Annotated in this window: 24 protein-coding genes and 1 pseudogene; 17 read left to right on the forward strand and 8 right to left on the reverse strand. The window is 45.4% G+C overall.

Annotated elements, in window-relative coordinates; translation table 11 throughout:
• The 7 genes and pseudogenes from ACO0KV_RS17165 to ACO0KV_RS17195 all read left to right on the forward strand — a co-directional run.
• Nucleotides 1–106, forward strand: a pseudogene (locus ACO0KV_RS17165) (IS5/IS1182 family transposase); the annotation flags it as partial.
• Nucleotides 107–182: 76 nt separating this feature from the next.
• Nucleotides 183–557, forward strand: coding sequence for a ribonuclease domain-containing protein (locus tag ACO0KV_RS17170; RefSeq protein WP_423044187.1), 375 nt, complete (start codon nt 183–185; stop codon nt 555–557).
• Between the two features lie 8 nt (nt 558–565).
• Nucleotides 566–976, forward strand: coding sequence for a barstar family protein (locus ACO0KV_RS17175; RefSeq protein WP_423044189.1), 411 nt, complete (start codon nt 566–568; stop codon nt 974–976).
• A 149-nt stretch (nt 977–1125) separates the two neighbouring features.
• Nucleotides 1126–1731 (forward strand): phosphoribosylglycinamide formyltransferase, encoded by a 606-nt coding sequence (gene purN / locus ACO0KV_RS17180; RefSeq protein ID WP_423044191.1) that lies wholly within the window; start codon nt 1126–1128, stop codon nt 1729–1731.
• Between the two features lie 193 nt (nt 1732–1924).
• A complete protein-coding gene (locus ACO0KV_RS17185; RefSeq protein WP_423044193.1) occupies nt 1925–3181 on the forward strand; it encodes an RsmB/NOP family class I SAM-dependent RNA methyltransferase in 1257 nt (418 codons plus the stop codon).
• Nucleotides 3182–3235: 54 nt separating this feature from the next.
• Nucleotides 3236–4549, forward strand: coding sequence for a mechanosensitive ion channel family protein (locus tag ACO0KV_RS17190; protein WP_423044195.1), 1314 nt, complete (start codon nt 3236–3238; stop codon nt 4547–4549).
• A gap of 130 nt (nt 4550–4679) precedes the next feature.
• Nucleotides 4680–5882 (forward strand): DesA family fatty acid desaturase, encoded by a 1203-nt coding sequence (locus tag ACO0KV_RS17195; RefSeq protein WP_423044197.1) that lies wholly within the window; start codon nt 4680–4682, stop codon nt 5880–5882.
• A gap of 333 nt (nt 5883–6215) precedes the next feature.
• On the opposite strand, the gene rpmG is transcribed toward ACO0KV_RS17195, so the two are convergent.
• The 3 genes from rpmG to radC all read right to left on the reverse strand — a co-directional run bounded on the left by rpmG (nt 6216) and on the right by radC (nt 7470).
• The gene (gene rpmG, locus ACO0KV_RS17200) at nt 6216–6383 is read right to left on the reverse strand and encodes a 50S ribosomal protein L33 (protein ID WP_423044199.1); all 168 of its coding nucleotides are present in this window, start codon (nt 6381–6383) and stop codon (nt 6216–6218) included.
• 25 nt (nt 6384–6408) lie between these two features.
• The gene (gene rpmB / locus ACO0KV_RS17205; RefSeq protein ID WP_162021243.1) at nt 6409–6645 is read right to left on the reverse strand and encodes a 50S ribosomal protein L28; all 237 of its coding nucleotides are present in this window, start codon (nt 6643–6645) and stop codon (nt 6409–6411) included.
• A gap of 150 nt (nt 6646–6795) precedes the next feature.
• Complete coding sequence (gene radC, locus ACO0KV_RS17210; RefSeq protein ID WP_423044201.1) at nt 6796–7470, reverse strand: RadC family protein; 675 nt, start codon at nt 7468–7470, stop codon at nt 6796–6798.
• A 138-nt stretch (nt 7471–7608) separates the two neighbouring features.
• Here radC and ACO0KV_RS17215 point away from each other — a divergent pair, with 138 nt between their 5' ends.
• The 7 genes from ACO0KV_RS17215 (at nt 7609) to ACO0KV_RS17245 (ending at nt 16377) form a co-directional block, all read left to right on the forward strand.
• Nucleotides 7609–8064 (forward strand): FKBP-type peptidyl-prolyl cis-trans isomerase, encoded by a 456-nt coding sequence (locus tag ACO0KV_RS17215; RefSeq protein WP_423044204.1) that lies wholly within the window; start codon nt 7609–7611, stop codon nt 8062–8064.
• 4 nt (nt 8065–8068) lie between these two features.
• The gene (ispH, locus tag ACO0KV_RS17220; protein WP_423044206.1) at nt 8069–9004 is read left to right on the forward strand and encodes a 4-hydroxy-3-methylbut-2-enyl diphosphate reductase; all 936 of its coding nucleotides are present in this window, start codon (nt 8069–8071) and stop codon (nt 9002–9004) included.
• Nucleotides 9005–9516: 512 nt separating this feature from the next.
• Nucleotides 9517–10446 (forward strand): branched-chain amino acid ABC transporter permease, encoded by a 930-nt coding sequence (locus ACO0KV_RS17225; RefSeq protein ID WP_423044207.1) that lies wholly within the window; start codon nt 9517–9519, stop codon nt 10444–10446.
• Nucleotides 10447–10457: 11 nt separating this feature from the next.
• Entirely contained in the window at nt 10458–11639 is a 1182-nt protein-coding gene (locus ACO0KV_RS17230; protein ID WP_423044209.1) for an ABC transporter permease subunit, read from the forward strand.
• 11 nt (nt 11640–11650) lie between these two features.
• A complete protein-coding gene (locus ACO0KV_RS17235) occupies nt 11651–12421 on the forward strand; it encodes an ABC transporter ATP-binding protein (protein WP_423044211.1) in 771 nt (256 codons plus the stop codon).
• The gene (locus ACO0KV_RS17240) at nt 12421–13146 is read left to right on the forward strand and encodes an ABC transporter ATP-binding protein (RefSeq protein ID WP_423044213.1); all 726 of its coding nucleotides are present in this window, start codon (nt 12421–12423) and stop codon (nt 13144–13146) included. Before ACO0KV_RS17235 ends, ACO0KV_RS17240 begins: the two co-directional genes overlap by 1 nt.
• A gap of 870 nt (nt 13147–14016) precedes the next feature.
• Nucleotides 14017–16377, forward strand: coding sequence for a TonB-dependent receptor domain-containing protein (locus ACO0KV_RS17245; protein WP_423044215.1), 2361 nt, complete (start codon nt 14017–14019; stop codon nt 16375–16377).
• Between the two features lie 171 nt (nt 16378–16548).
• Here ACO0KV_RS17245 and ACO0KV_RS17250 read toward each other — a convergent pair whose 3' ends face one another.
• Nucleotides 16549–17601, reverse strand: coding sequence for a LacI family DNA-binding transcriptional regulator (locus tag ACO0KV_RS17250; protein ID WP_423044217.1), 1053 nt, complete (start codon nt 17599–17601; stop codon nt 16549–16551).
• Between the two features lie 586 nt (nt 17602–18187).
• Between ACO0KV_RS17250 and ACO0KV_RS17255 the strand changes: the two genes are divergently transcribed.
• Nucleotides 18188–18598: a hypothetical protein gene (locus ACO0KV_RS17255; RefSeq protein WP_423044219.1), complete on the forward strand. Its 411-nt coding sequence runs from the start codon at nt 18188–18190 to the stop codon at nt 18596–18598.
• A gap of 52 nt (nt 18599–18650) precedes the next feature.
• On the opposite strand, the gene ACO0KV_RS17260 is transcribed toward ACO0KV_RS17255, so the two are convergent.
• The gene (locus ACO0KV_RS17260; protein WP_423044221.1) at nt 18651–19928 is read right to left on the reverse strand and encodes an MFS transporter; all 1278 of its coding nucleotides are present in this window, start codon (nt 19926–19928) and stop codon (nt 18651–18653) included.
• Between the two features lie 250 nt (nt 19929–20178).
• Nucleotides 20179–20931: an Hpt domain-containing protein gene (locus ACO0KV_RS17265; protein ID WP_423044223.1), complete on the reverse strand. Its 753-nt coding sequence runs from the start codon at nt 20929–20931 to the stop codon at nt 20179–20181.
• 489 nt (nt 20932–21420) lie between these two features.
• Between ACO0KV_RS17265 and ACO0KV_RS17270 the strand changes: the two genes are divergently transcribed.
• On the forward strand, nt 21421–21993 hold the full coding sequence (locus ACO0KV_RS17270) for an outer membrane beta-barrel protein (protein ID WP_423044225.1): 573 nt from the start codon (nt 21421–21423) through the stop codon (nt 21991–21993).
• 270 nt (nt 21994–22263) lie between these two features.
• On the forward strand, nt 22264–22944 hold the full coding sequence (locus ACO0KV_RS17275) for a glycine zipper 2TM domain-containing protein (RefSeq protein WP_423044227.1): 681 nt from the start codon (nt 22264–22266) through the stop codon (nt 22942–22944).
• 135 nt (nt 22945–23079) lie between these two features.
• Here ACO0KV_RS17275 and ACO0KV_RS17280 read toward each other — a convergent pair whose 3' ends face one another.
• Nucleotides 23080–23673 (reverse strand): hypothetical protein, encoded by a 594-nt coding sequence (locus ACO0KV_RS17280; RefSeq protein WP_423044229.1) that lies wholly within the window; start codon nt 23671–23673, stop codon nt 23080–23082.
• Between the two features lie 138 nt (nt 23674–23811).
• Nucleotides 23812–24405, reverse strand: a complete 594-nt coding sequence (locus tag ACO0KV_RS17285) for a DUF3617 domain-containing protein (RefSeq protein ID WP_423044231.1) — start codon at nt 24403–24405, stop codon at nt 23812–23814.
• Nucleotides 24406–24664 lie beyond the last annotated feature (259 nt).

Raw genomic sequence — 24664 nt, forward strand, 5'->3', positions numbered from 1 at the left:
TGCTCACATCAAACAATTTAGGCGGGTTGCAACGCGATACGACAAACTCGCTGAACGATTTGCTTCATTTGTGGCAATTGCAGCTTCGATGCTTTGGTTAAAATAAATGTCAACACGCCCTAGTGAAACTCATCGCTGAAAGCGCTAAGATATCTGTTTATTCTATTGTTGAGTGTCTAACCATGCTGACTTTCCGTTTCTGGCAGCGGAGTTTTTTGATCTTGCTGTTGTCGTTATTAACATCGGTGGTGTTTGCCCGGGATGCTGGTGATGCCGTTGCTGTGAGCGAACTACCCAAAGAGGCTCAGACGACGTTGATGCTGATTAAGCAAGGGGGTCCATTTCCTTATGCGAAAGACGGTATTACCTTTGGAAATTACGAATCTCGATTACCAAAACAAAGGCGTGGGTATTATCATGAATACACCGTACCAACACCAGGTGCCCGAAATCGTGGGATACGTCGCATTATTGCTGGCGGTAATTCGGCCAGTTCTGGCGAGTATTACTACACTAATGACCATTACGAGAGCTTTCGTCGTATCAGAGAAGAATGAGGACTTCTATGTCTGAGGAAAAAATGGATGTGCTTGCTGCCACAGGGACCAATGTCGTGCAATCGATTCGTGCGTTTCATATCCCCGATTTACAAGCGGAAGCGATCAAGTTGGGGCAGCATTTTTTGTATGCGTACTGTCTTGAGGCTGAAACACGATTGCAAGTCATCTCTAAAATCGCTATTTCTTTTGGCTTTCCTAAGTCAGCAAGAAATCTAGATGCCTTATCAGATTGTTTGACTGATCTGATCGACCGAGCTGGCCCACAAGAGGGATTTGTCATTGTGCTTGAACAACTCCCCAGTAATCCTAAATTCGATAAAGAAGCACGCGAAACCTTGCTGGATGTTTTCCGAGATGCGGCAGAGTTCTGGGCTGAAAAGAAAGTACCATTCAGAGTGTTTTATTCTTTTGAATAGTTGAAAACGGTAAAAACACAGTAAAGAAGCGATCATTGTGGCTTGATTTCAGCCTTATTCGTGATCAAGCCATTGTTTTAATTGTATTATTTGGCAAACTCTGCCATTTTTATTTGGGGCTTCATGCCTGACAGCGGTACAATGCCGCCATGAAAAAGATTGTTATCCTCATTTCTGGCCGTGGTAGCAATATGCAAGCAGTCGTCGAGGCTTGTATTGCCCAAAAATGGCCAGCTCAGATTGCCGCCGTCATCAGTAACAAAGCAGATGCCAGTGGATTAGCTTACGCAGAGAGTAAAGGTATCGCCACTGCAGTTGTTGTCAGTAAAGAATTTTCCCAGCGGGAAGCATTTGACGCAGCATTGCAGCAAAAGATCGATGAATTTGCTCCAGATCTCGTGGTACTGGCAGGTTTTATGCGTATCCTCACGCCGGCATTTGTGAATCATTATGCAGGGAGAATGTTAAATATTCATCCCTCGTTGCTACCAAGTTTTGTTGGTCTGGCAACACATCGTCAGGCGTTGGAGGCAGGCGTGAAATTGCATGGGGCGACCGTGCATTTCGTCACGGCGGAATTAGACCATGGCCCGATTGTTGCACAGGCTGCCGTTGCAGTGCATGATGAGGATACTGAGAACAGTCTGGCTCAACGCGTGCTTGAACAAGAGCACATCATTTATCCACGTTCTGTGCGTCAGTTCGTGGAGAGCAAGATGAGTATCGTTGGCAATATCGTCAGAATCGACGAATAAACGAAGCAACGTCATTGATGCCAATGGCGTCATGATGAAGTCGTGTACAAAAGCGTCTTAACTTTCATTGTTACGGCGCTTGTATTGTCGTCGTATTTTACAGATTGCTTGACCAATACAATGTTGTGTCATTCTTGAGCAGATCAAAAACAGGGTCAACCATTTGACCCAATCAGTATTTTAAGGAAACACCATGAGATTACCTCCAGCCATTATTGGCCATACAGAAGAAGTTCTGCGCGAAATTTTACGTTTTACCGGCCCTGCGGATGGCACCTTGTCTCGTTATTTCCGTGAACATCCTCGCCTTGGCTCTCGTGAGCGTGGCGTCATCGCTGAAGCGATTTATGGCTTGTTGCGCAATAAGTCGGTATACACCAGTTTTTCAGAGTCCGGTTCCGGTCCAGCCATGCGCCGACTGACATTGTTAGGTTTGGCTGATGCGGTTGGCGTTGATTCATTAGGTGGCCTGAGCGAAGAAGAAACAGCTTGGTTAGACCGCGTGATGCAAATCGATCGCTCACATTTACCAGTGATCATGAAGTCCAATATGCCTACCTGGATCTGGGAGAAACTCAATACCCGTTTTGGTGAAGAGCAGGCGCTGGCGCTAACTTCTGCATTAAATACACCCGCACCACTAGATTTACGTGTTAATGCGATTAAAGGCAATCGCGACGACGTCATCGCATCACTGGCACAAGCGCCAATTCTGGCAGAGCCAACACCGTATTCATCTAGTGGTTTGCGCGTCATTAAAAAACCATCTATTCAGAATTTGCCACTGTTTAAAGATGGCACGATCGAAGTACAGGATGAAGGTAGTCAATTGTTGGCACAGTTGGTCGGTGCCCGCCGCGGTGAAATGGTGGCTGACTTCTGTGCTGGTGCAGGTGGCAAAACGCTGGCACTGGGCGCGATCATGCGCAATACCGGTCGTTTATACGCGTTTGATATTTCTGAAAAACGTTTGGCGAAATTAAAGCCGCGTCTTGCACGCAGCGGCTTGTCCAATGTGCATCCTGTTGTGATTGCGCATGAAAAAGATGCCAAAGTAAAACGTCTGGCAGCAAAACTGGATCGCGTTCTGGTTGATGCACCATGTAGTGGTCTTGGAACATTGCGTCGTAATCCGGACGTAAAATGGCGTCAGACTCCAGAAGGCGTGGCAGAGTTGAATGTAAAACAGGCATCAATTCTGGCCAGCGCTTCTCGTATGGTAAAGCCTGGAGGTCGTCTGGTCTATGCGACATGCAGTATTCTTGATGAAGAAAATGAAGACATCGTAAAAGCGTTTCTGGCTGAACATGCTGATTTCACGTTGGTTCCAGCATCGAAAGTATTGGCCGAGCAAAAAGTTGACCTCGAGATGGGGGACTATCTCAAGTTGTACCCACATGTGCATCAGACAGACGGTTTCTTCGCCGCTATCTTAGAACGTAATAAATAATTACTCTCCCCGACTTACCTTCGCAATTGCGGAGGTAGGTATCTGATTGACACCATGATGAACACTCAAATTCTCACCACGCTCATTGCTGACCTGGCGGATGATTTTCGTGAGCCACAGTTTTTATGGCAAGTCGGGACTGTTGCTATTTGCTTTTTAATGGCATGGCAGCTTTCTCGTGTTTTACGACGCCTGTTTACGCGAGGTGAGCCAACACACGGTGTGATGCACATCGGCGTAGAAAGTTTCTCACGCGTTTTGTCGCCCGCACTCAACATGGTCTTTTTAGGTGTCGGCGAAGCAATTTTGGGCCGCTGGCAACACACGCATTTGTTGACGCTGTTGTTTCCTATCATCGGCTCACTGGCGATCATTCGCTTCGGTTTTTACATTGTCCGTAAAACGTTTTCCAGACAGGGGCGGATTGGTACGTTCTTAGCGGTCTTTGAAAAGCTATTTGCTGTGCTGGTCTGGATTGGCGTGGTGTTGCATTTTACTGGTCTGTGGCCCGATCTGCTGGCTGCGCTGGATGACATCGTTTTACCCGTTGGCAAGAATAAAATTTCTTTACTCAATATTTTGCAAGCCAGCATTTCTGTTGTACTGACGATTGTCATTGCATTATGGGCGAGTGCGGCATTAGAGGCGCGTCTAATGTTGTTGCCAAGTATGCATTCATCGCTGAAAGTGGTTTTGTCGCGGGTCGGGAGAGCATTACTGATCCTGATTGCTATTCTGGTCAGTCTGACGATTGTTGGTATTGATTTAACCGTGCTTTCAGTCTTTGGTGGTGCGCTCGGCGTTGGGCTGGGCTTTGGTTTGCAAAAAATTGCTAGCAGCTATGTTTCTGGGTTCATCATTTTGCTAGATCGGAGTATGTCCATTGGCGACATGATCACAGTCGATAAATTCAATGGCCGAGTTACGCAGATCAATACACGATATACCGTTTTGCAAGGTTTCGATGGCGCTGAATCGGTGATTCCAAACGAGATGCTTGTATCGAGTCCGGTACAGAATTTCTCGCTGACCAATCGCACTGTTGCCATGACGACGGATTTGGTCGTGTCCTATCAGACTGATATTGAAAAAATCATGCCATTGTTGGTTGATGCTGTCGCTAAGGTGGATCGGATTGCGCAGGATCCGGCTCCAGCTGCTTACCTGATGAAATTTGGCAGCGATGGCTTAGAGCTGAGAGTCGGGTTTTGGATCATTGATCCTGAAAATGGTAGAACCAGCGTACTTTCTCATGTTAATCGCGCTTTGTGGCAGCTTATTCAGGAGCAAGAAATCAATTTGCCATATCCGCAACGTGTGGTGACTCTGTCATCGCCACTGGGCAACATTGCCCCTCCAGCCCGCTAAGGTATGCAGATAATTTGGGGCAATTCCTCTAAAAACGCGTACAATGCGGTCGCGCTTAAATTAAATTTGCCTAGAGTAACTTTGCGATATAAGCTACGAAGCATAGGTTAACAACGGAGTACATGTCATTTTGAGTACATTTATTGATACAGTCGTCGATTTTCTATCCAACGGTCTGACTCGGGCAACTGGATGGCAAGTCTTTATTTTTACGATGGTGGTAACGCATATCACGATTGCCAGTGTGACGATCTTCTTGCATCGTTGTCAGGCGCATCGTGCTTTAGATTTGCACGCCATTCCTAGCCATTTTTTCCGTTTCTGGTTGTGGTTAACGACTGGACAAGTGACCAAAGAATGGGCAGCAGTGCATCGTAAGCACCACGCCAAATGTGAGACTGAAGAAGATCCACATAGCCCACAAACTCGCGGCATTAAAAAAGTATTAACAGAAGGTGCTGAACTGTATCGTATCGAGTCTAAAAACTTAGAAACGATTCAGAAATACGGTCACGGTACGCCGGACGACTGGATGGAACGCAATTTGTACACCCGTTTTAGCTGGCAGGGTATAGCGTTGATGTTGGTTATCGATTTCTTGTTGTTTGGTGTGGTTGGTGTGACAGTGTGGGCTGTCCAGATGATGTGGATTCCTGTGACTGCGGCTGGCATTATTAATGGTATTGGACACTACTGGGGTTATCGCAATTACGATTGCGTCGACGCGTCCACGAATATCTTCCCGTTCGGCATATTGATCGGCGGTGAGGAGTTGCACAATAACCATCATACATTTGGTACGTCCGCAAAACTGTCATCTAAGTGGTACGAATTTGATATCGGCTGGATGTATATCCGTTGTATGGAAATAGTCGGCTGGGCGAAAGTAAAAAAAATTGCCCCAGAACCGAAATTTGCAGAACTCAAATCCGTCATCGATCTAGATACCTTGCAAGCCGTCATTACACATCGTTATGACGTCATGGCGAAGTACACGAAATCCTTGCGTCGCACTTGGCGTGATGAAGTTGCTTCTTTGCGTGAGAAAGCGCAATTTGAAGCAGCAAGTTTGAAATCTGCGAAAAAGCTGTTGCAACGTGAACCAACCAAGTTGGAAGCGCCACAGCAAGAACAGTTGTCAGAGGTCCTTGCACACAGTGCTGCATTAAAAACAATGCATGATATGCGTATAGAGTTAGGTTTGATCTGGGAGCGGTCCACTGTTAGCCGCGAGCAATTGGTTCAGCAGTTGCAGGATTGGTGCACACGTGCTGAAGCGTCCGGCATTCAGACATTGCATGATTTTTCCCGTCGTTTGCGCACTTACGCTTAACGGCCAGTCATATATAAAAAACGACACCTAGGTGTCGTTTTTTTTGTTTCTAGCGCTTCTATTTTACTGCTTGTGTCGCGCTGCATAAGCAACGTCAGGAAAAAAGGGATACTTGCCGGGGTATTAAAATAGGGCAGATCGTCAGATTGGGGGCGTTGAGCATCAATTGCTCGACTTGTCGAGATCAGTGTTAATTTTCTATCTTAAGACGATAACAAGGAAGTAAGCATTGGAGGGGGAGTTTTTTGGTGTTGATACTCGTTTTGTGCGCGTCTAGACAATAAAAAACCTCGCCAATTAGCGAGGTTTTTTATTGTCTAGAAAGAAGCAAAATTATTTAATTTTGGTTTCTTTGTAGATAACGTGCTTACGTACTTTTGGATCAAACTTCATGATCTCCATTTTTTCAGGCATAGTGCGCTTGTTTTTGGAGGTTGTGTAGAAGTGACCAGTACCAGCTGTCGATTCCAGCTTGATTTTGTCGCGACCAGATTTAGCCATGATATTTTCCTAACAATAGTTTAGCTTAAACTTTTTCGCCGCGAGCACGCAGGTCAGCCAAAACGGCATCAATGCCGACTTTGTCAATGACACGCAGACCAGCATTGGACAAACGCAGAGAAACCCAACGGTTTTCTGACTCTACGAAAAAGCGACGATTTTGCAGATTTGGCAAAAAGCGACGTTTTGTTTTGTTATTAGCGTGGGAAACATTGTTGCCAACCATTGGCCCCTTCCCAGTCACTTGGCATACACGTGCCATGATTAACTCCTTAATAGTTTCCGAAATTGGAAAAAATGAGAGTATAAACAAAAAACTGTGATTTATCAACGACTTGTGAAAAACAATTGTGTCTTATTTATTTTTAAAATTTAACAATTTGCCTTTGCGGTACTTTTGTTACTCCGGTCGCTACATTAATCCATGCTCTGCAAATGAATAAATATGCGGGTTGGCGACAATAAAGTGATCCAGTATCTTGATGTCCACAAGTCCGAGTGCCTGTTGTAAATTCTGCGTAAGGTCAATATCAGCACGGCTCGGGTCACATGAACCTGAAGGGTGGTTGTGGGCAAGAATTAACGCTGCAGCATTGTGAGATAACGCTGCCTTGACGACTTCTCGTGGGTAAACGCTGGCATGATTTAATGTCCCTCTGAATAACTCCTCAGTCGTGATGAGTCTGTTTTTGATATCTAAAAACAAAACCGCAAACGATTCGTGGGATTTGTTTGCCAGTAGTAATTGCAGGTATTTTTTGACGGCATCCGGAGACGAGAGTGACGTATTTTCTTTTAGTTCTTCGTTGATGGCACGTTTCGCCAATTCAAGAACCGCCTGTAACTGCGCAAATTTAGCGCTCCCTAATCCATGCATTGCCGAAAAATCTTTGATGTTGGCGGCAAACAACCGAGATAACGAGCCAAAATGCAGGATCATGTCGCGTCCGAGGTCAACGGCTGTTTTGCCACTGACCCCTGTTCGTAGAAATACGGCAAGTAATTCAGCATCCGATAATGCTGCGGAACCGAATTTGATGAGCCTCTCACGTGGACGCTGATCTTCAGGCCAATCATTGATTGCCATTTACTTATTCTCCATAGTGATCGATATTGATTGATGTTGATATAGCGCGAGAAAAATTTCCAAGAGCAAAAGCTGGCTTACAATACTGGTTTATTCGCGGATTTATCCGCAAAAAGCCATTAACTTGATTGCCCCGATATGACTACACCAGAATTACCCGTCGTCACCAAAGATGCCTACCTGACACTCCATTACCGGCTTGCAACGCTGGATGGTGAAGATATTATCAGTACCTTCCATGAAAGCCCTGCAACTTTACAAATGGGTACAGGTCAGCTTGCTCCTGAACTTGAGAATACGTTGCTGGGATTAGCTGAGGGTTCGCATATCACGCAAGAATTACCGCCAGAGAAGGCATTTGGTCCTCGTAATCCAGAATTGATTCAGCGTGTATCTATAGAGACACTCAAAGCCAATTCAGCTTTTGGTGAGCAATATGTAGTTGGTGATTTGGTCGATTTCACCGCGCCATCCGGCGGCCGATTTGCTGGTATTTTGCGTGCGATGGACGATCAGGGTTATCTGTTTGACTTCAATCATCCCTTGGCAGGCCAATCTGTTTTGTTTGAAACGAAAATCATAGGAATTTTATAAAAACATGGACAAGGAAATTTTATTAGCCCAGCCACGTGGGTTTTGTGCCGGTGTTGATCGGGCGATTGAAATTGTTGAGCGTGCTTTGCAACAGTTCGGCGCGCCGATTTACGTTAGGCACGAAATCGTGCATAACGCCTACGTTGTCAGCGATCTGAGATCTAAAGGGGCGATTTTCATTGAGAATCTGGAAGACGTTCCAGCGGGTAACACGTTGATATTTTCGGCGCACGGCGTTTCTCAGGCAGTTCGCAAAGAAGCTGATGCGCGTGGTGTGACCGTGTTTGATGCAACGTGCCCTTTAGTAACCAAGGTTCATATGGAAGTCGTGAAGATGCGTCGCGAGGGCCGCGAAATCATCATGATTGGTCATGACGGTCACCCTGAAGTAGAAGGTACGATGGGGCAGAGCGAAGATGGTATGCATTTGGTGGAAACGGTTGCCGATGTTGCTCAGTTGCAGGTGTCTAACCCAGAAATGCTGGCCTATGTATCGCAGACAACACTGTCGGTGGATGATACAGCTGAAATTATTGAAGCGCTGAAGCAACGTTTCCCGCAGATCAGCGAGCCGAAAAAAGGCGACATTTGCTATGCGACGACGAATCGTCAGGAGGCGGTCAAATTTATGGCGCCTCAGGTCGAACTGGTCATTGTTGTAGGTAGTCCAAACAGTTCCAATTCAAATCGTCTGCGAGAAGTTGCAGAGAAAATGGGCGCGACTGCCTATATGATTGATAACGCCACCATGATCAATCCAGAATGGTTAGAAAACGTCCAGCGAGTCGGCGTGACCGCTGGCGCTTCTGCTCCGGAAGTTCTGGTGCAGGAAGTGATTGATCGCTTGCGCGAACTTGGTGCGCGGAGCGTTCGTCCTCTCGATGGGGTGCAAGAAAACGTCACTTTCCCGATGCCGAAAGGGCTGCATATCGCCAAGTAATCGCTGTTAATATAGGCGTGATTTTTAAATTTGATTTAAATCAGCTTTTCTTTTGCTTTTCAATATTTTATTTTGCGAACTCGTGTTTATGATGACGCTAACTTTGCATTTGGCACTCGCCAGATGTGTAAAGCGAGTAGGCTTAAAAGACGGGTTTGTGGAAAATACGTAGGTACGGGTGGTTTTTTTACCACTAGGATACGGCTGTCACTAGGTATAATCGCGGCCACTTCAATGGCGTACTCAAGAAGTCTAAATATTAGAAAAAACTTTTATCCAAAGTTGTAGAGGAGATTTGAATCATGTGTATTTCACGTAATATTGTCACTCTCAATATGATGACGCGCCTTTTCGGATAGCAAACGCTACAACCCGAGCGGCACCTTTGCAACAGAGGTGCCGTTTTTTGTTATCAGGAACAATTTTTGCTGTAAAAATGTATGAAGGCTTACCCAGCTGTTTCGTACCAAAGCAGCTGAAATTTCGATTCGTTCATAAAGAGAGATGCAAATATGGATACCCTTATCCAACAAATTATTAATGGCCTTGTATTAGGTAGTATGTATGCACTGGTCGCGCTCGGTTATACCATGGTGTACGGTGTACTGAATCTGATTAACTTCGCCCATGGCGATGTGCTTATGGTCGGCGCTATGGCTGGCCTGAGTATTCTCAAATTACTCCAAGTGGTAGCACCAGGCTTACCCGGTATTGCGATGCTATTGATCGCTATTATCGGTGCGATTCCTGTTTGTATCGCCGTCAACGTATTGATCGAACGTGTGGCTTACCGCCGTTTGCGCAATGCACCCCGCTTGGCGCCGCTGATCACCGCGATTGGTGTTTCCATTCTGGTGCAAACATTCGCTATGATGATCTGGGGTCGTAGCCCAGTATCGTTCCCGCCGATTATGCCGAGTGTTCCAGTGGAAGTCGGTGGTGCAGTGATCTCTCAAATCCAGATTTTGCTGCTCGTTTTGGCAACCATCGCCATGATTGGGCTGGTACTGCTGGTTGAGAAAACAAAAATGGGCCGTGCAATGCGCGCTACCGCTGAGAATCCACGTGTCGCCGGTCTGATGGGTGTTGATTCTAACAAAGTGATTGTTGCGACATTTGCGATTGGTGCAGCGTTAGCGGCGATTGCTGGCGTGATGTGGACTGCCAACTACTCTTCTGCACAATTCGCGATGGGCTTTGTCCCTGGTCTGAAGGCCTTCTCTGCTGCGGTATTGGGTGGCATCGGCAATATCTATGGTGCAATGGTCGGCGGTATCTTGCTGGGACTGATTGAAAGTCTAGGCGCAGGTTATATCGGTGATTTGACTGGCGGTATTTTAGGTAGTCAATACCAGGATATTTTTGCCTTCGTTGTTTTGATTATTGTTCTGACACTGCGTCCATCCGGCATTATGGGTGAACGTGTTGCTGATCGTGCTTAAGGGGAAGATCAATGTCAACTATATTTGATGTAAAAGCTAATCCGAAAAAAGGTTACGCTAGCTTTGCCTTGCTGGCGGTCGTTCTGCTGTTGTTCCCATTTGTCGCTGCAAATTTTGGTAACTCTTGGGTACGTATTATTGACTTCGCGCTCTTGTATATCATGCTCGCGCTGGGGCTCAATATTGTGGTGGGTTTTGCTGGTTTGCTTGATCTGGGTTATATCGCATTTTATGCGACAGGTGCTTATCTGGCAGCGATTTTCGGCTCACAACAATTCGCTGTGATTCTGGAGTCTTTTATTGATAACTATCCTGCTGTCGGTCATTTTTTAGTTGCCGTATGCGGGCCAGAAATCACTAAAAACGGTATCCATTTGTCGGTCTGGATGATCGTGCCTTTCGCCGCAGTCATTGCAGGCGCGGCAGGTGCTCTGTTGGGCGCGCCAACGTTGAAATTACGTGGTGATTACCTGGCGATTGTGACTTTGGGCTTCGGTGAAATTGTGCGTATTTTCATGAATAACATGAACGCGCCAATTAACTTCACCAATGGTCCACAAGGTATCAACATGATTGATCCTATTCATGTGTTCGGTGTTTCTTTGGCCGGTGAGGGCGGTGTTGTTAGTTTTGCTGGTGTGACGATGCCTTCAGTGAACGCATACTATTTCTTGTTCTTGGCGTTGTGTATTGCGATCGTTTTTGTGTCGCTGCGTCTGCAGGATTCCCGTCTGGGTCGTGCATGGGTTGCCATTCGTGAGGACGAAATTGCTGCGAAAGCAATGGGTCTGAACACACGTAACATCAAATTGTTGGCATTCTCGATGGGCGCCTCATTTGGTGGCGTCTCTGGTGCGATGTTTGCATCTTTCCAGGGATTTGTCTCCCCAGAGTCGTTCTCCTTGATGGAATCGATCGTTGTATTGGCAATGGTGGTGTTGGGTGGTATCGGTCATATCCCTGGCGTTATTTTGGGGGCGATCCTGTTGGCAGCGCTGCCTGAAGTCTTGCGTCACGTTGTTGAGCCGGTACAAATGCTGCTGTTTGGCAAAATCTGGATTGAAGCTGAAGTTCTTCGTCAACTGTTATACGGTCTGACGATGGTGGTTGTTATGTTGAATCGTCCTGCGGGTCTGTGGCCAGCGCCGAAGCACGAAGACAGAATCGCTAAAACGAACGAAGCAGCAGCTTAAGGAAGATCAAGATGACACAAGAAACAATGTTAAAAATCGAAGGTGTAAATAAGCGTTTCGGCGGCTTACAAGCACTTTCCAATGTGGGTATTGACATTAAAAAAGGACAGATTTACGGTTTAATCGGCCCCAACGGTGCTGGTAAAACGACGTTCTTTAATGTGATCACAGGTTTATATCAACCAGATACCGGTACATTTGAACTCGATGGCAAGCCTTATTCACCATCGGCACCGCACGAAGTCGCGAAGTCAGGTATTGCCCGTACATTCCAAAACATTCGTTTGTTCGGTGAAATGACTGCCTTAGAAAACGTGATGGTCGGACGTCATATTCGTACACATCAGGGATTATTTGGCGCGATTTTCCGTCACGCTGCAGCACGTAAGGAAGAAGCTGAAACACGTAAGCGTGCGCAGGAGTTGCTCGATTTTGTAGGTATCGGACAATTCGCTGACCGTACTTCCAAGTTTCTTTCCTACGGCGATCAACGCCGACTCGAAATTGCACGCGCATTGGCGACGGACCCAAAATTGCTGGCACTTGATGAGCCTGCAGCAGGGATGAATGCCACCGAAAAACTGGCGCTGCGTGAACTGCTTGTGAAGATCAAAAGTGAAGGTAAGACTGTTCTGCTCATTGAGCATGATGTCAAATTGATGATGGGTTTGTGTGATCGTATCACTGTGCTGGAATACGGCAAGCCGATTGCGGAAGGCATCCCTTCGGATATTCAAAAAAATCCGGCAGTAATTGAAGCGTATTTGGGAGGTGCTCACTAATGGCTGATAATGTATTGAAAGTTAGCAACCTGAAGGTTGCATATGGTGGTATCAAAGCTGTTAAGGGCATTGATCTGGAAGTCAATAAGGGTGAGTTGATCACGTTGATTGGTGCTAATGGTGCCGGTAAGACAACGACCCTGAAAGCGATTACAGGTACGTTACCAAGCTGCAAAGTAGAAGGCGAAATTTTCTACCTTGGCGAATCCATTCGTGAAAAAAAATCGTTCGAATTGGTGACAAGTCACTTAGCAATGGTGCCGGAAGGTCGTGGCGTATTTACTCGCATGACGATTCAAGAGAATCTGATGATGGGCGCGTACACCAGAAACGATACTGCGGGCATTAATGACGACATCGAAAAATGGTTTGCTGTGTTCCCGCGCTTAAAAGAGCGTGCTGCACAGTTGGCAGGTACCTTGTCTGGCGGTGAGCAGCAAATGCTGGCGATGGCACGCGCTCTGATGAGTCATCCAAATCTGTTATTGTTGGATGAGCCATCGATGGGCTTATCCCCGATCATGGTCGAAAAAATCTTTGAAGTCGTGCGTAATGTGTCTGCGCAAGGTGTGACCATTTTGCTGGTTGAGCAAAATGCGAAACTCGCGTTGCAGGCCGCACATCGCGGTTATGTGATGGATTCTGGTCTTATCACCATGAGCGGCAACGCCAAAGATATGCTGGATGATCCTAAGGTCCAGGCTGCCTATCTGGGCGAGGCGTAAATCGCTGCCTGATCTACGTTGCAACAATACAAGCCAGTCAGAAGTGACTGGCTTTTTTGTTGTCATTGCCTTACAACTATTTTTATCCGCTTAGTCACCTGAATCCTGATTGCTTGCCGGCGGTTGCGATGCTGATACAGGCCATTGAGTCGATTCTTGATGGTTTTCACTCTATCTCAAATCTCAAGTCTCAAATCTCACTCCAACGCAGTCGCGTTGCCGTTCGGAATAATGTTGTTTCTTCTAACTTTTTTCGTCTTTCATTGACTAATTTGATCGCTTTTCGTAGAGCTAAGCTGGGTGAAGACTGTAGTCACTCAGTCCTCTTGTCGCGGTGAGAACGCTAAGCAAAAGAAACGTTCAGTAGAGCAGAGTCTTAGAGAAGAATGTGCGGTCAGTGGCGCTATATTTTGGATTTTTTTTGTACCTTTGCAATGAATTGCAATCGATTTCATTTTATTTCATATTGCACTGCAAAATTATTGATATCTTGATGATTTATTTGTGTTCGTTGTGCGACAGAAAATTAACTAAAAGAAAGTTCGATTATTTCTTTTTATTTAGCATGTATTTTTGTTGAAATTAATTTTTAATTGTTTAAATTCATTGGGTTATCTTATTTTTTTCTTTATTTTTAGACCTTCGTTCGGCTGTTATTGATTATTTTTCTGTTTTTTAAATGGGGTAAAATTTCTTATGTTGCGCCGCATGGTTGCATAAAATTTCAGCGGAGTCGATAATTCGTTTCAGCTTCTTTTTTTCAATGCAAACGTTTGCAATGAAAATTTCAGTTCTTAGAGGGAAGTGACGAAGTATAGAAATCGATATGATTTCTGGTGATGCCAAATTTTAAAAATATGGGGACGAAAAATGAACAGACGTAAAATGAGAGTGACCTACTTAGCGTCCGCTGTTTCTCTGGCTATGCTGCAAATGGCTGCAGCACATGCACAGGAGGCGGCTCAATCTGTGCCGGTAGCAATAGCTGCAACTGAAACGAATTCACTAAATCTGGATCAAGTTATCGTGACTGGTACACCGCTTGGTGTCAGTAAAATACGTTCCAGTGTGTCGATCAGTACGCTCGATCCTGATCAACTTCAATTGTCTGCCCCAACTAGTTCTGCAGATGCCTTGCGTTCTATCCCTGGCGTTCACTCTGAGGCATCCGCTGGTGAAGGTAACACTAACGTGACAGTGCGCGGGATTCCAATTTCTGCTGGTGGGTCGCGCTATGTCGGCTTCCAGGAAGATGGTTTACCTGTTTTACAAAATGGTGACTATGCATTCGTTACACCAGATATGTTTGTGAAGCTGGATAATTCTCTTGACCATATTGAGGCTGTTCGTGGTGGTGCAGCATCAGTATTAGGAAGCAATTCAGCCGGTGGTATCATCAATTTCATTTCCAAAACTGGCAAAGAAGAGGGCGGCAGTGTTGGTCTGACACGCGGTTTAGGCTTTGATGAAACGCGCCTCGACTTCGACTACGGCGCTCATCTTTCACCACAAACCCGTGCTTATATCGGTGGCTACTGGCGTCAAGGCGAAGGTACACGTAGCGGTGGCGTGCCTATCGAGAATGGCGGTCAAATCAAAGCTAACATCACACATGATTTCAATGATGGTAGTTTCATCCGCCTCTCTGTCAAACACCTTGATGATCAGTCACCATTGAACATGCCAGTGCCGTTCAGCCTGAGCAACGCAAATCCGACGAAGGCAAATCCGGCAACGATCGGTGCTGCTGCTGGTTTTGATCCTTTGAAAGCGACTTACTACTCTCCTTACTGGAGCAAAATCGTTGGTTTAAACAGCTCAGGCAATTCCACTCTAACTAATCTCAATACTGGTCTGACAGTCAAAGAGAACGCGATTGGCTTGCAAGGATCCTTTAAGCTTGGTAATGGCTGGACACTCGACGAAAGTTTCCGTCAATCACGTAAGAGTGGTAGCTTTGAATCCGGTTATCCAACCGGCCCAGTCTTTAACGCGTTGGCAGGTACCACCTATGCAAGTGGCCCGAACAAAGGCAAGGCTTATACTGGCGGCGTATTGGAAGTCTCTGCATTCAATGCGTCCTTTGACAACCTCGATAATACCGTCAATGCAATCAAATTATCTAAAACATTTGATCTCGCTACTAACGGAAAAGTAACCACGTTAATCGGCTGGGATATCGATAATCAGCGCATTGGTGTTACACAAAATCTGCCGCACTATTTAGTGTCTGCAACAGGTAATCAGCCAGTGCTCTTGAGTGGACTGAGCAGCAGTGGCAAGCAAACTGATGCAACCGGACTGTTACCGCAATCGACATGGTGGGGCAATCAGACACGTGATATCGAGTACGATATGAGCTCTCCTTATTTCGATGTCAGCTATGAAAATGGCCCATTGAATCTGGAAGCTGGTTTCCGTCGTGATATGCAGAAAGTGACTGGCTCCCAAACGAGTTCTGTTTCATCAGGGACATACACACCAGGCACATTCCCTGCGTTGGCAGACACACCAGTCAACTACAGCAAAGACAACAATTCCTACTCTTTGGGTGGAAACTACAAACTGAACAGTAACCTGGCTGTGTTTGCACGTTACAGCGATGGTGCTTCATTCAATGTGGTTGAGCGTATGGGTGGCCCATTTGATGGCACGCAACCAATCACGATCAACTCAGTGAAGCAAACTGAGATTGGTGTGAAATGGCGTCAGGCAGGTTTCAGTACATTCGTGACCTTTTTCAAAGCCGATACTGCTGAAGGTAACTATGATCTGACGACACGTCAATTGACTCAAAATACCTACAGTGCAAAAGGTATCGAAGTTGAGAGCGCGTATCGCATCGGTAATTTTAATATCAGCGGCAGCGTCACTTACACAAATGCATCGATCGATGGTGCCCTCGATTCAAGTATTGTTGGTAACCAACCGCAACGTTTGGCGAAGTATATTTACCAAGTTGTTCCATCCTATCAATGGGGGGATCTGACGATTGGTGGTAGTTTGATTGGTACGGATAAATCGTTTGGCGACAACGCTAACACGATCATTCTGCCAAGCTATTACACGATCAATGCGTTTGGTACCTATCAGATCAGCCAGCGGGCAATGGTGTCGTTGAGTGCAAATAATCTGTTCAACAAAGTAGGCTGGACAGAGTATGACAATGGTCAGGGTGCACGTTCTATCAACGGACGTACTCTCAAGGTTGCATTGAAATACGCATTCTAACAATCTAATGGAAGACTGATCGTTGGAGAGAATCCAGCGATCAGTGTTGATTGGGTTGAAAACAGATTGAGTTCGTATTGAGTTGTGCTGAGTTTCTTGACGTGGCTTCACCAAAGGTGGTGACCTCTCCCTATTGCTAAACCGCCTGTATGCTTTGCATCAGGCGTTTTTTTATTTGGTCACTGCAGAACTAGAACGGAAAATAAGTTCGGTAGGAAGAAGTTGTGGCGTCACGGTTTGTTGATCAATGATATTCAACAAGGAATCCACCAAAGCTAATCCCGCAGTTTGAATTGGCTGCCGAATTGTAGTTAATGGAGGATGAAAGTAGCGCGCTAATTCAATATCATCGTAGCCCACGACAGCCACATCCTCTGGCACAAGCTTATTCTGATCACGCAGAATATTAATTGCGCTCATTGCAAGCAAATCACTACAGCAAAAAAGCGCATCATATTCCACGTTTCTTGCTGTTAATTCGGCCATAGCGATATTGCCACCATTTTCTAAAAAAGATGCCGGCACAACTAATTGCGCATCAAACGGTAGTTGATGAGCTGCTAGGGCTTGTTGATATCCTGCAAAACGGCTGGCAACCTCGGGTAATTTAACATCACCAAAGAAAGCAATTTTCTTTCTGCCGTTTTGGATTAAATGCTCTGTCGCTAACAATCCGCCCGCAACGTTGTCGCTGCCGATGGTGATGTACATTTGCCGCTCCAGTTGTGCACCCCACACAACAATAGGTACACCTCGGGCGGTGATTTTGTTGAGTTGATCGTGATGCCGCCATTGACCAATTAAAATGACGCCGATTGCCCTGCCAGTATCATAGGGCAGTGAAATCGAATCTAATTGTTCTGAATCGACGCGCGATAGCAACATATCAAAGCCGCGGTCGGTCAATGCATCAGCTAAGCTGCCGAGGATGGAGAGAAAGAACGGATCTGATAAATGCTGCCTGGTAGTATTGTCGTAAGGAACGACAACGGCGACAGTGCGATTTTGTTTGAGACGTAAATTCTGCGCTCCGATATTGATCGTGTAGTTTAGGGAGCGCGCCAGATCAGCAATTCTGTTTCGCGTCTCTTCATTGACTAGTTTGCTACCGCTTAAAGCGCGAGAAACGGTGGAGGTGGATACACCCGCTAAGCGCGCTATATCGGCCATTTGTAGCCGGCGTTGATCGGCTGTTGATTCTGTTGGTGCGACTTTGCGATTCAATCAGATCCCCTTTGGTTTCTTGTCGTTCTCTTTCAATGCGCGATGCGCAATAAAATTCAATGAGATTGTAAGCCGAAAACACAAAAAATTTGCCATATCAGTCGAAACCTTTCCTGCTATCCCTTAAACCTTTTTTAATTCACCGATCTGCAGTGATGAATTGACTTCTCTGGCAAGGCAATGGAGTAAGTAATTTTCAAAAATACATCTATTTTTATGAGCTAGACGAATGATCCAATCGATCATTTTCAATCACTCAAGAAAATCCTTTTGCAAAGCAGCTCCTCAGGTGTCATTAAGCATGGGGTTATATCATTGGTCGCAAACCCATCATTGAGGACATCCACGGCTCGATGGTGAAATGAGCTAAACAGTTAACGGTTTTTCTTGAGGAATGAAAATACCTGATATGTTGTAATTGTGAAGAAGTCACCCAATCCGTCACGATGGAGTAATAATAAAAAACTATCGTTTAGTCCTGAGCATTCTTGACCATTATTGATCTGGTTTACTGTGTGATGTCGTTATTAATACACACTGACGATACCCAGTAGTTTTTCCAGGTAACTACCCATTCCGACTTCATATGACCCAGCCAGACAATCGCAATTTCCACCGTGTACAATTTTTTCGCTTATCTAAGAATCAGGGGTTTATTCCGGTGTGGGTGTTTAACCGGGATGGTGACGCAGATTCGTTGCCTGCCCTCGTTGTGGATATGAGTGAAAGTGGCATGCAAGTACTAACTTCTTTTGAAGAAAAAATCCGTCACTCAGCATACAAATTGCGGATCTTGGATGAGGGGGAGGTACAAATGGATATGCCATTACTGCATTTAAAGCATATCTGGTCAACGCCTGAAGGGGGCATGCATGTCCGTTCTGGTTTTTCCTTCCAGAACATTGACCGTGATACCGTAGTGCTGGTGATGGATCGTATGAAATCCCGTGATCAACAGTATATTCGGTGTACGTTGACACCTATTTTTACGGTGTAAGCTCCTGAAGATAGGTGCGTGTTTGTCACAGAAGCGCAATCGATGTGCATGCTTATGGTGACCTCTGTGCGAGGTCTACGTTGCCGGCATTTCTGTAGAGCATAGGAATTTTATTTTTGCTCACAATCACCATGGCAAGGCTACCCGCCGCCAGAAGCAACCAGTTCAGTGCGGGCATATGTACGCTCTGGGCAAGGTCGAATAAGAGTCCACCTGCCATGCTACCAATCATATTTCCCATACTTTGGTAAATCATTTGACGTGACATCAGTTGTCCTGTGTCTGCATTCACTTTATCGGCAAACCGTGCGGTCAGTACATCTAATGAGGGGCCGTAAAATACCTGTCCGAATGAGAGCAGGACTGCTGAGATAATCACAGCGGTACCGGAGTGGCTAAAGAGCGTCATTACAACGAAGCTTAAAAAAAGACATACGTAACCGATCTGTAAGAATCGGAAATGATGGTACGTTCTGACGGCACGTTTTGAAATGGGAATCTGAAAAAAAATAATGACCAGTGCTGCAATCCAGAATGGCGTCGAGACGGGAATCTCTGGGGTGTATTTAGGAATGTGTAGGCTAAATCCTATCATGGGCTGAACTGCGAAACACCAGAAAATTGCGTTGGACAGGTAGAATAAGACAGGAAGCCCCGCATTGCTGGATCTGGGGTGCCGGATCAGATCGCTCTGAGCGGTTACTTGTAATGGGGGATGTTGTTGTTGCGTGAGATGAGGTACATTGCTAGAGAGATAGGCTATTTCATTCTTAGTGATGGCTTTCATTGCAATCAGCATAAACAATGCGTAGGCAACGAAGGTGATCAGCACGATCAGAAAAACTACTTTTAAACTATCTTCTGGTACCCAGCTTGCAGTCAGATACCCGCTGACTAAGCCCATCCGGATTGCGAAAGCGAGTCGACTAAACAGTGATGACTGATCTAATTCACGGAGTTTCAATAAATAATTCTTGAGACCCGGAAAAGACAGGCCGCTTCCCAATCCTGCCAGCAACGCAAACGCCGCTAAGGCCCAAGCATGATCAAGAAAAGCCATGCAATATAACGCAACGCCTTCCAGCAAAATATTACCTGATACCGCTAACGGATGATTTGCTACCTTTGGAAATTTGCTGCCCAGATACGATCCGACTACCCGTCCTAGGTTGAGTCCGAATAAAATGGACGCTGCCCAGAAGCCAGAGAAATGCTTTCCGGTTTCTGAAACGATCAGCGGCGTATAGAGTGCAACGCCACCCGAAGCGATCGCGACTCCAACATAGATCAGATAAGAATTAAATAGCGGGTTAAATTTTTTATTTGTCATAAAACAAAGTCTACGAGAGTAGTTTCCTGTAAGCGCTATGCGCTGGACCCTACGACGTTGTAGCAGGTTACATTTCGCTTTGAGTGATTCGTTTCGTTATCACCGGAAAGCGAGGGTTTGATAGGTGCTTGATTGTACCGCTGACGCGTCTTGTGCTCACAAGAAATTATCGCTCATCGATTTATGTGCCAACGACGTGGCAGTTAATTCGCATTTGAGCTGATTCGCATCTACAAAAGCTGGAATTACATTACGACACTATCACGTGATGAACAATTTTATTAAAGCTTTCACGGAACGTTGCATCTTTCTGCAATACATAATCAGGCATATTCTCATCCTGTTTGAGTTGCGATGCAGTGATTAAAACACAGGTCGTATTTTTTGACTTTCGCCCAAGTCGTTGGGCGGCACTGATTAACGCCATACCGTTCATCCGCGGCGTTTCCAGACTTGTCACAACCAGATCAAATGGTTCAGAGAGGATTCTGCCTAGCGCGAGATAACCATCTTTGGCAACTTCTAGCCGGAAACCGTAGGTTTTTAGAACGTCTTTAATAATATTAAGCACAACATCCGAGCTTTCTACAACCAACGCCGAAAAGGGGCTTTGTAGAGATTGATGCCGTAATGTTTGTAATTTTTCTTGAATATCTTCCCCTGGATTTTTTGTGTCCTGATACATTGCGGTGACTTTCCTGAGTAAGTCAATGTAGCCCAGTGCACTGGTCATAAATCCCTGATGGAGGAGCTCAGGATGTTCTAGGAAGTGTGAAATCAGATCTTCAAATGGATGGCATACATCTGAAATGACATGCAGGCCGTAGGTTCCACCGCTACCTTTTAAACTATGGATACGGCGATACACTTCACTGCACATTTCGGCATCGAATCCATTGCTTTCCAGGTTGAGCAATAAACTTTCCAGCTCATCGATATGCGATGGTAAATCGGTCAAATAAGATGATCGCAATGCATTGAGCATTGCCTGCGCTTTATTCATAATTTAATTAGACGCCAAATGCAGTTGAATTAGGTCGAACCTGATCATCGCACATACAGGACGACTCATTGTGCGTGTTGTTATTTTTCTGGTCAACGAACTTCGTATAAATTCGTATAGACATAATGCTTACGTTGCAAAAATAAATAGATGACGTATAAGCAATGCTCGGGGATGGATTTTTCTCGTAAAGTCCAGTACTTAGGAGATCAACGTGGTGCTTTCGATAGTACATCTATACTTATAGGTAGTAGAAATGGCCTGTTTTGTTATACAAAATTGTTATTTTTGTTAAAAAAGGATTATTTTTCTCTACCTTTTGTTGCGCTATCTGGCACTTTCCTTATTTTCATGGGCAAGCTATTCCTCTGGTGCGAGACTGTGTCTGCGCTTCACTGGCAGCGGTCAACAAGAGCTGTTCAGACGAAGCTGCGCTACACACGTCATGTGTAGGATATGTTGAATACACATTGAGAAAAGGAATAAACCATGTTGAAAAATAAATTAGTAATCGCTTTGCTCGCCACTGCCGGTTTGATGTTCAGCGCAGTTGCTTCCGCCCAAGTATATGTTGGTGGCACCGTTGGTAAAGCGCAATGGAGTGATGATTGTTCTGGTCTGAGTAGTTGCGATACCAATGCAAGCACCTACAAATTATTTAGCGGATACAACATCAACGATAAATTTTCCGTTGAAGGAAGTTATTACTCCCTTGGAACGATCAATGCCAATGGCAACATCGCAGGCACACAAAATTCCGCCAGCTTAAAAGGAACAGGCTTTGAATTGGCCGGTATTTACAACCAAGCATTGACTGACAAACTGAGTGGCTTTGCTAAAGTTGGCCTGACTCGCGTCAAAGTTGAGAATAATTTTGTTGCTCAAAACGTGAGTGGCAGTGATAGTCAGAGTTCAACAGCACCAGTATTTGGGATTGGGCTCGATTATAAATTGACAAGCCAGCTTGCGCTTCGCGGCGAAATTGAGACCCGTAAAGTGAAATATAATGGCGAAAAAGATGCTGTGAATAATGTCTCTGTTGGTTTGAAATACAACTTCTGAAATCACTTCTGAATACATTGCTCGATTTTTGATTCACCTCCCCTGAAAGACTTACCGGCATTCTTTGTTAATGACAAATAATGCCGGATTTTTTAGTTTAAATCGGCGTTAACGACTTGTTCTGTTTTTCTGATGATGGTCTTTTAGAGACTATTGATTGATCTGCGTTACAAGTGCTTACGATTGAAGCATTTTAAGCACTCCGTCGACATATCGTTTGCTGGTCATATAGATCACAATTCCGTTTTTATATTTCATAGGGTGTACACCATGTCCGATAACCAAGAGAATAAGCACATTCATCCCCTCGTTGCGGGCGCAGCCGTATCAGTCATTCTGGCCAGTTTGGTCGGCGTTGCGGCGATGACGGGTATCCTACCAAGTTCAAACAGCACAACGAAACAAGACGTAGCGAGTGCAACATCTGCAAGCAATGTCGCTTCAACAGCAGTAGCAATATCAGCTTCAGGTGCGGCTGTTCCTGCAAGTTCGGTTGGTGCAAATTTACCTCCCTCTGAACAGCAAGCTGTCGGAACTGTTGCAACGAGCACAATCCGGCAAAATAACGCATCCAATGCATCGCAATCACAAAATTCACCTCAGGCTCAGAAAGTCTGTCAAAGCTGTGGCATTGTTGAATCGATTCGCGCCGTTGAACAGCAAGAGGCCCAAAGCAGCGGTCTTGGCGCCGTTGCTGGCGCAGTATTAGGCGGAGTCCTTGGACATCAGGTAGGTAACGGAAATGGCCGCACATTGGCGACCGTCGCTGGAGCAGTTGGTGGTGGTTATGCCGGAAATGCCGTTGAAAAACGTACCCATACCAATACGGTGTATGAGGTCAAGGTCAAAATGGACAATGGTCATTACCGGACTTTTAACTCAACTGCACAACCCACTTATCATGAAGGTGAGCATGTGCATATTAATCACGGTAATGTTGTTGCTGACTAACCAGTAGGACGCCATGCTGCTTTAGCGCTGTCACAAGAATTAAAGCAGAATAACGAAGCACGACGCCCATCGTATCAAAAAAAGTAAGCAGATCAATACGCTAAAATTTCGGCAGCGATGTCAGACATCGCTGATTTATTCCGGACGCCGGAATTCGTTTTCTATCCACTTCAGGGCATTTTGTCGGTTGAGTTTAAAGTTCGGGCTGACTTTTACTTGCGCTACCACTTCGCCAGCACTGTCTTCAGCGCTCAGGTACGCAAAAGGATCATCCTCATCCGGTATGATCTTGAGTAGCACTTTATAGTCTGCCTCGTCGGTACTCACCATCAAGCTTTTATTTAATTGCGCGTATAACTGCTGTTCATGTCGGCGGATGACTTCTGACGCCGTTTTGACTAATGTATTAAATGCATTCACATCCAATGGTTTAGGATTTTTTTTATCGCGCCCCATCGTCCATGGACCAACTAATGCGGGTTCTGGTTCGCCATCTTTTAACATCGCCACAGCCCAACCTTCATCGTCGTCATTCTTCATTACACGGGCGGTCCAGCCTTTATCCTTCCAGAGGCGAGGTTCGTGAATCGCTTCACTTTCCGTTAAAGCGGGTTCGTCTTGTTCGTCGAATTGATTATTGGCGTCGCTGAGCGTGTCGGATACAAAATCGTTGTTGCCTGGTGTTGAGTGCTGCAAAACAAGTCCTGAAGAGAGATAAAGAGCCGACATCGTACACCGTCACTCGTATTAAGGGGAAAACGATATCAAAAACGTGAATGAAAGATAGTCTGACGTTAGACAAAAATAAATCCGGTATGTCGGCATGCACACCGGATACCCGATGAAAAATTAATTCAGGTACTTTACTTATTCACCAGCACTGACTTTGCCGCACTTACTATCTTTCCAGTGCGCATGTGCTTCGATTTTGGCGTGGATTTTATTTGTTGCACCACCTTGGCCGCCAGCGATAGTGCCATCACTGACCATACTGTATGTCCATTCTTTATTGTTTTTGACGATGTATTCACCAGTGGAGTTTGAACTGGTGCCGTCCGGCATGATGCAAACGGCTGTAAATTTACCGCCTTTTTCACTTGCAGAAGCGATATTAAATGTACAGTTCTTTTCCGTTTCTTCCATTTTCTTTTTGATAGCGCCGACGTCTAAGCCTTTCGCCACTTCAGATGGCGTCAGACAGTATTGCCGTTTACCACTGGAATGATCTAACGATTCTTGCATGATGGCGCGCTGCTCAGGACTCATGTGCGCCATGTTTTTTTCCATCTGTTTGTGCATGCTGTCGAGCATATTCTGACCATTAATCATGATTACGTGCTCATCTTCCCAAAGTCCAGGCAGCAGCTTAATGCTGACTGTTTGAGCATTGATTGGCAAAACTACTGCATACAAAGCAATTGATAAACAACTGATTGCCATGTGCTTTTGGATACTCTTCATTCATTGCTCCTCATGTTGTGTCGTGTGTGTTGTCGGGATGACGATCATCAGGTGTGGTATGCCTTAGTATTTAACTCGTCGTCCTGTTAAAAATAATAGCAAGATTATCATCTTTAGAAAAATTAAGTTTTTACTAGGGCGTGTTGACATATAAAAAGCTGTTAACTTTTCCCGAAGTGTGTTTACATTCTAGATTTTAAAGAATGAAACGATGCTGCGACTGATGTTGAGAGATGATCAATGGGAACGAATTGCGCCT

Source organism: Undibacterium sp. RuRC25W, assembly GCF_049339825.1.
Lineage (GTDB): Bacteria > Pseudomonadota > Gammaproteobacteria > Burkholderiales > Burkholderiaceae_D > Undibacterium.

Bases quoted from the DNA above. Each gene is read 5' to 3' on its own strand.
- ACO0KV_RS17170 (WP_423044187.1), top strand. From the start codon at position 183: ATGCTGACTTTCCGTTTCTGGCAGCGGAGTTTTTTGATCTTGCTGTTG.
- ACO0KV_RS17175 (WP_423044189.1), top strand. From the start codon at position 566: ATGTCTGAGGAAAAAATGGATGTGCTTGCTGCCACAGGGACCAATGTC.
- purN (WP_423044191.1), top strand. From the start codon at position 1,126: ATGAAAAAGATTGTTATCCTCATTTCTGGCCGTGGTAGCAATATGCAA.
- ACO0KV_RS17185 (WP_423044193.1), top strand. From the start codon at position 1,925: ATGAGATTACCTCCAGCCATTATTGGCCATACAGAAGAAGTTCTGCGC.
- ACO0KV_RS17190 (WP_423044195.1), top strand. From the start codon at position 3,236: ATGATGAACACTCAAATTCTCACCACGCTCATTGCTGACCTGGCGGAT.
- rpmG (WP_423044199.1), bottom strand. From the start codon at position 6,383: ATGGCTAAATCTGGTCGCGACAAAATCAAGCTGGAATCGACAGCTGGT.
- rpmB (WP_162021243.1), bottom strand. From the start codon at position 6,645: ATGGCACGTGTATGCCAAGTGACTGGGAAGGGGCCAATGGTTGGCAAC.
- radC (WP_423044201.1), bottom strand. From the start codon at position 7,470: ATGGCAATCAATGATTGGCCTGAAGATCAGCGTCCACGTGAGAGGCTC.
- ACO0KV_RS17215 (WP_423044204.1), top strand. From the start codon at position 7,609: ATGACTACACCAGAATTACCCGTCGTCACCAAAGATGCCTACCTGACA.
- ispH (WP_423044206.1), top strand. From the start codon at position 8,069: ATGGACAAGGAAATTTTATTAGCCCAGCCACGTGGGTTTTGTGCCGGT.
- ACO0KV_RS17225 (WP_423044207.1), top strand. From the start codon at position 9,517: ATGGATACCCTTATCCAACAAATTATTAATGGCCTTGTATTAGGTAGT.
- ACO0KV_RS17230 (WP_423044209.1), top strand. From the start codon at position 10,458: ATGTCAACTATATTTGATGTAAAAGCTAATCCGAAAAAAGGTTACGCT.
- ACO0KV_RS17235 (WP_423044211.1), top strand. From the start codon at position 11,651: ATGACACAAGAAACAATGTTAAAAATCGAAGGTGTAAATAAGCGTTTC.
- ACO0KV_RS17240 (WP_423044213.1), top strand. From the start codon at position 12,421: ATGGCTGATAATGTATTGAAAGTTAGCAACCTGAAGGTTGCATATGGT.
- ACO0KV_RS17245 (WP_423044215.1), top strand. From the start codon at position 14,017: ATGAACAGACGTAAAATGAGAGTGACCTACTTAGCGTCCGCTGTTTCT.
- ACO0KV_RS17255 (WP_423044219.1), top strand. From the start codon at position 18,188: ATGACCCAGCCAGACAATCGCAATTTCCACCGTGTACAATTTTTTCGC.
- ACO0KV_RS17260 (WP_423044221.1), bottom strand. From the start codon at position 19,928: ATGACAAATAAAAAATTTAACCCGCTATTTAATTCTTATCTGATCTAT.
- ACO0KV_RS17265 (WP_423044223.1), bottom strand. From the start codon at position 20,931: ATGAATAAAGCGCAGGCAATGCTCAATGCATTGCGATCATCTTATTTG.
- ACO0KV_RS17270 (WP_423044225.1), top strand. From the start codon at position 21,421: ATGTTGAAAAATAAATTAGTAATCGCTTTGCTCGCCACTGCCGGTTTG.
- ACO0KV_RS17275 (WP_423044227.1), top strand. From the start codon at position 22,264: ATGTCCGATAACCAAGAGAATAAGCACATTCATCCCCTCGTTGCGGGC.
- ACO0KV_RS17280 (WP_423044229.1), bottom strand. From the start codon at position 23,673: ATGTCGGCTCTTTATCTCTCTTCAGGACTTGTTTTGCAGCACTCAACA.
- ACO0KV_RS17285 (WP_423044231.1), bottom strand. From the start codon at position 24,405: ATGAAGAGTATCCAAAAGCACATGGCAATCAGTTGTTTATCAATTGCT.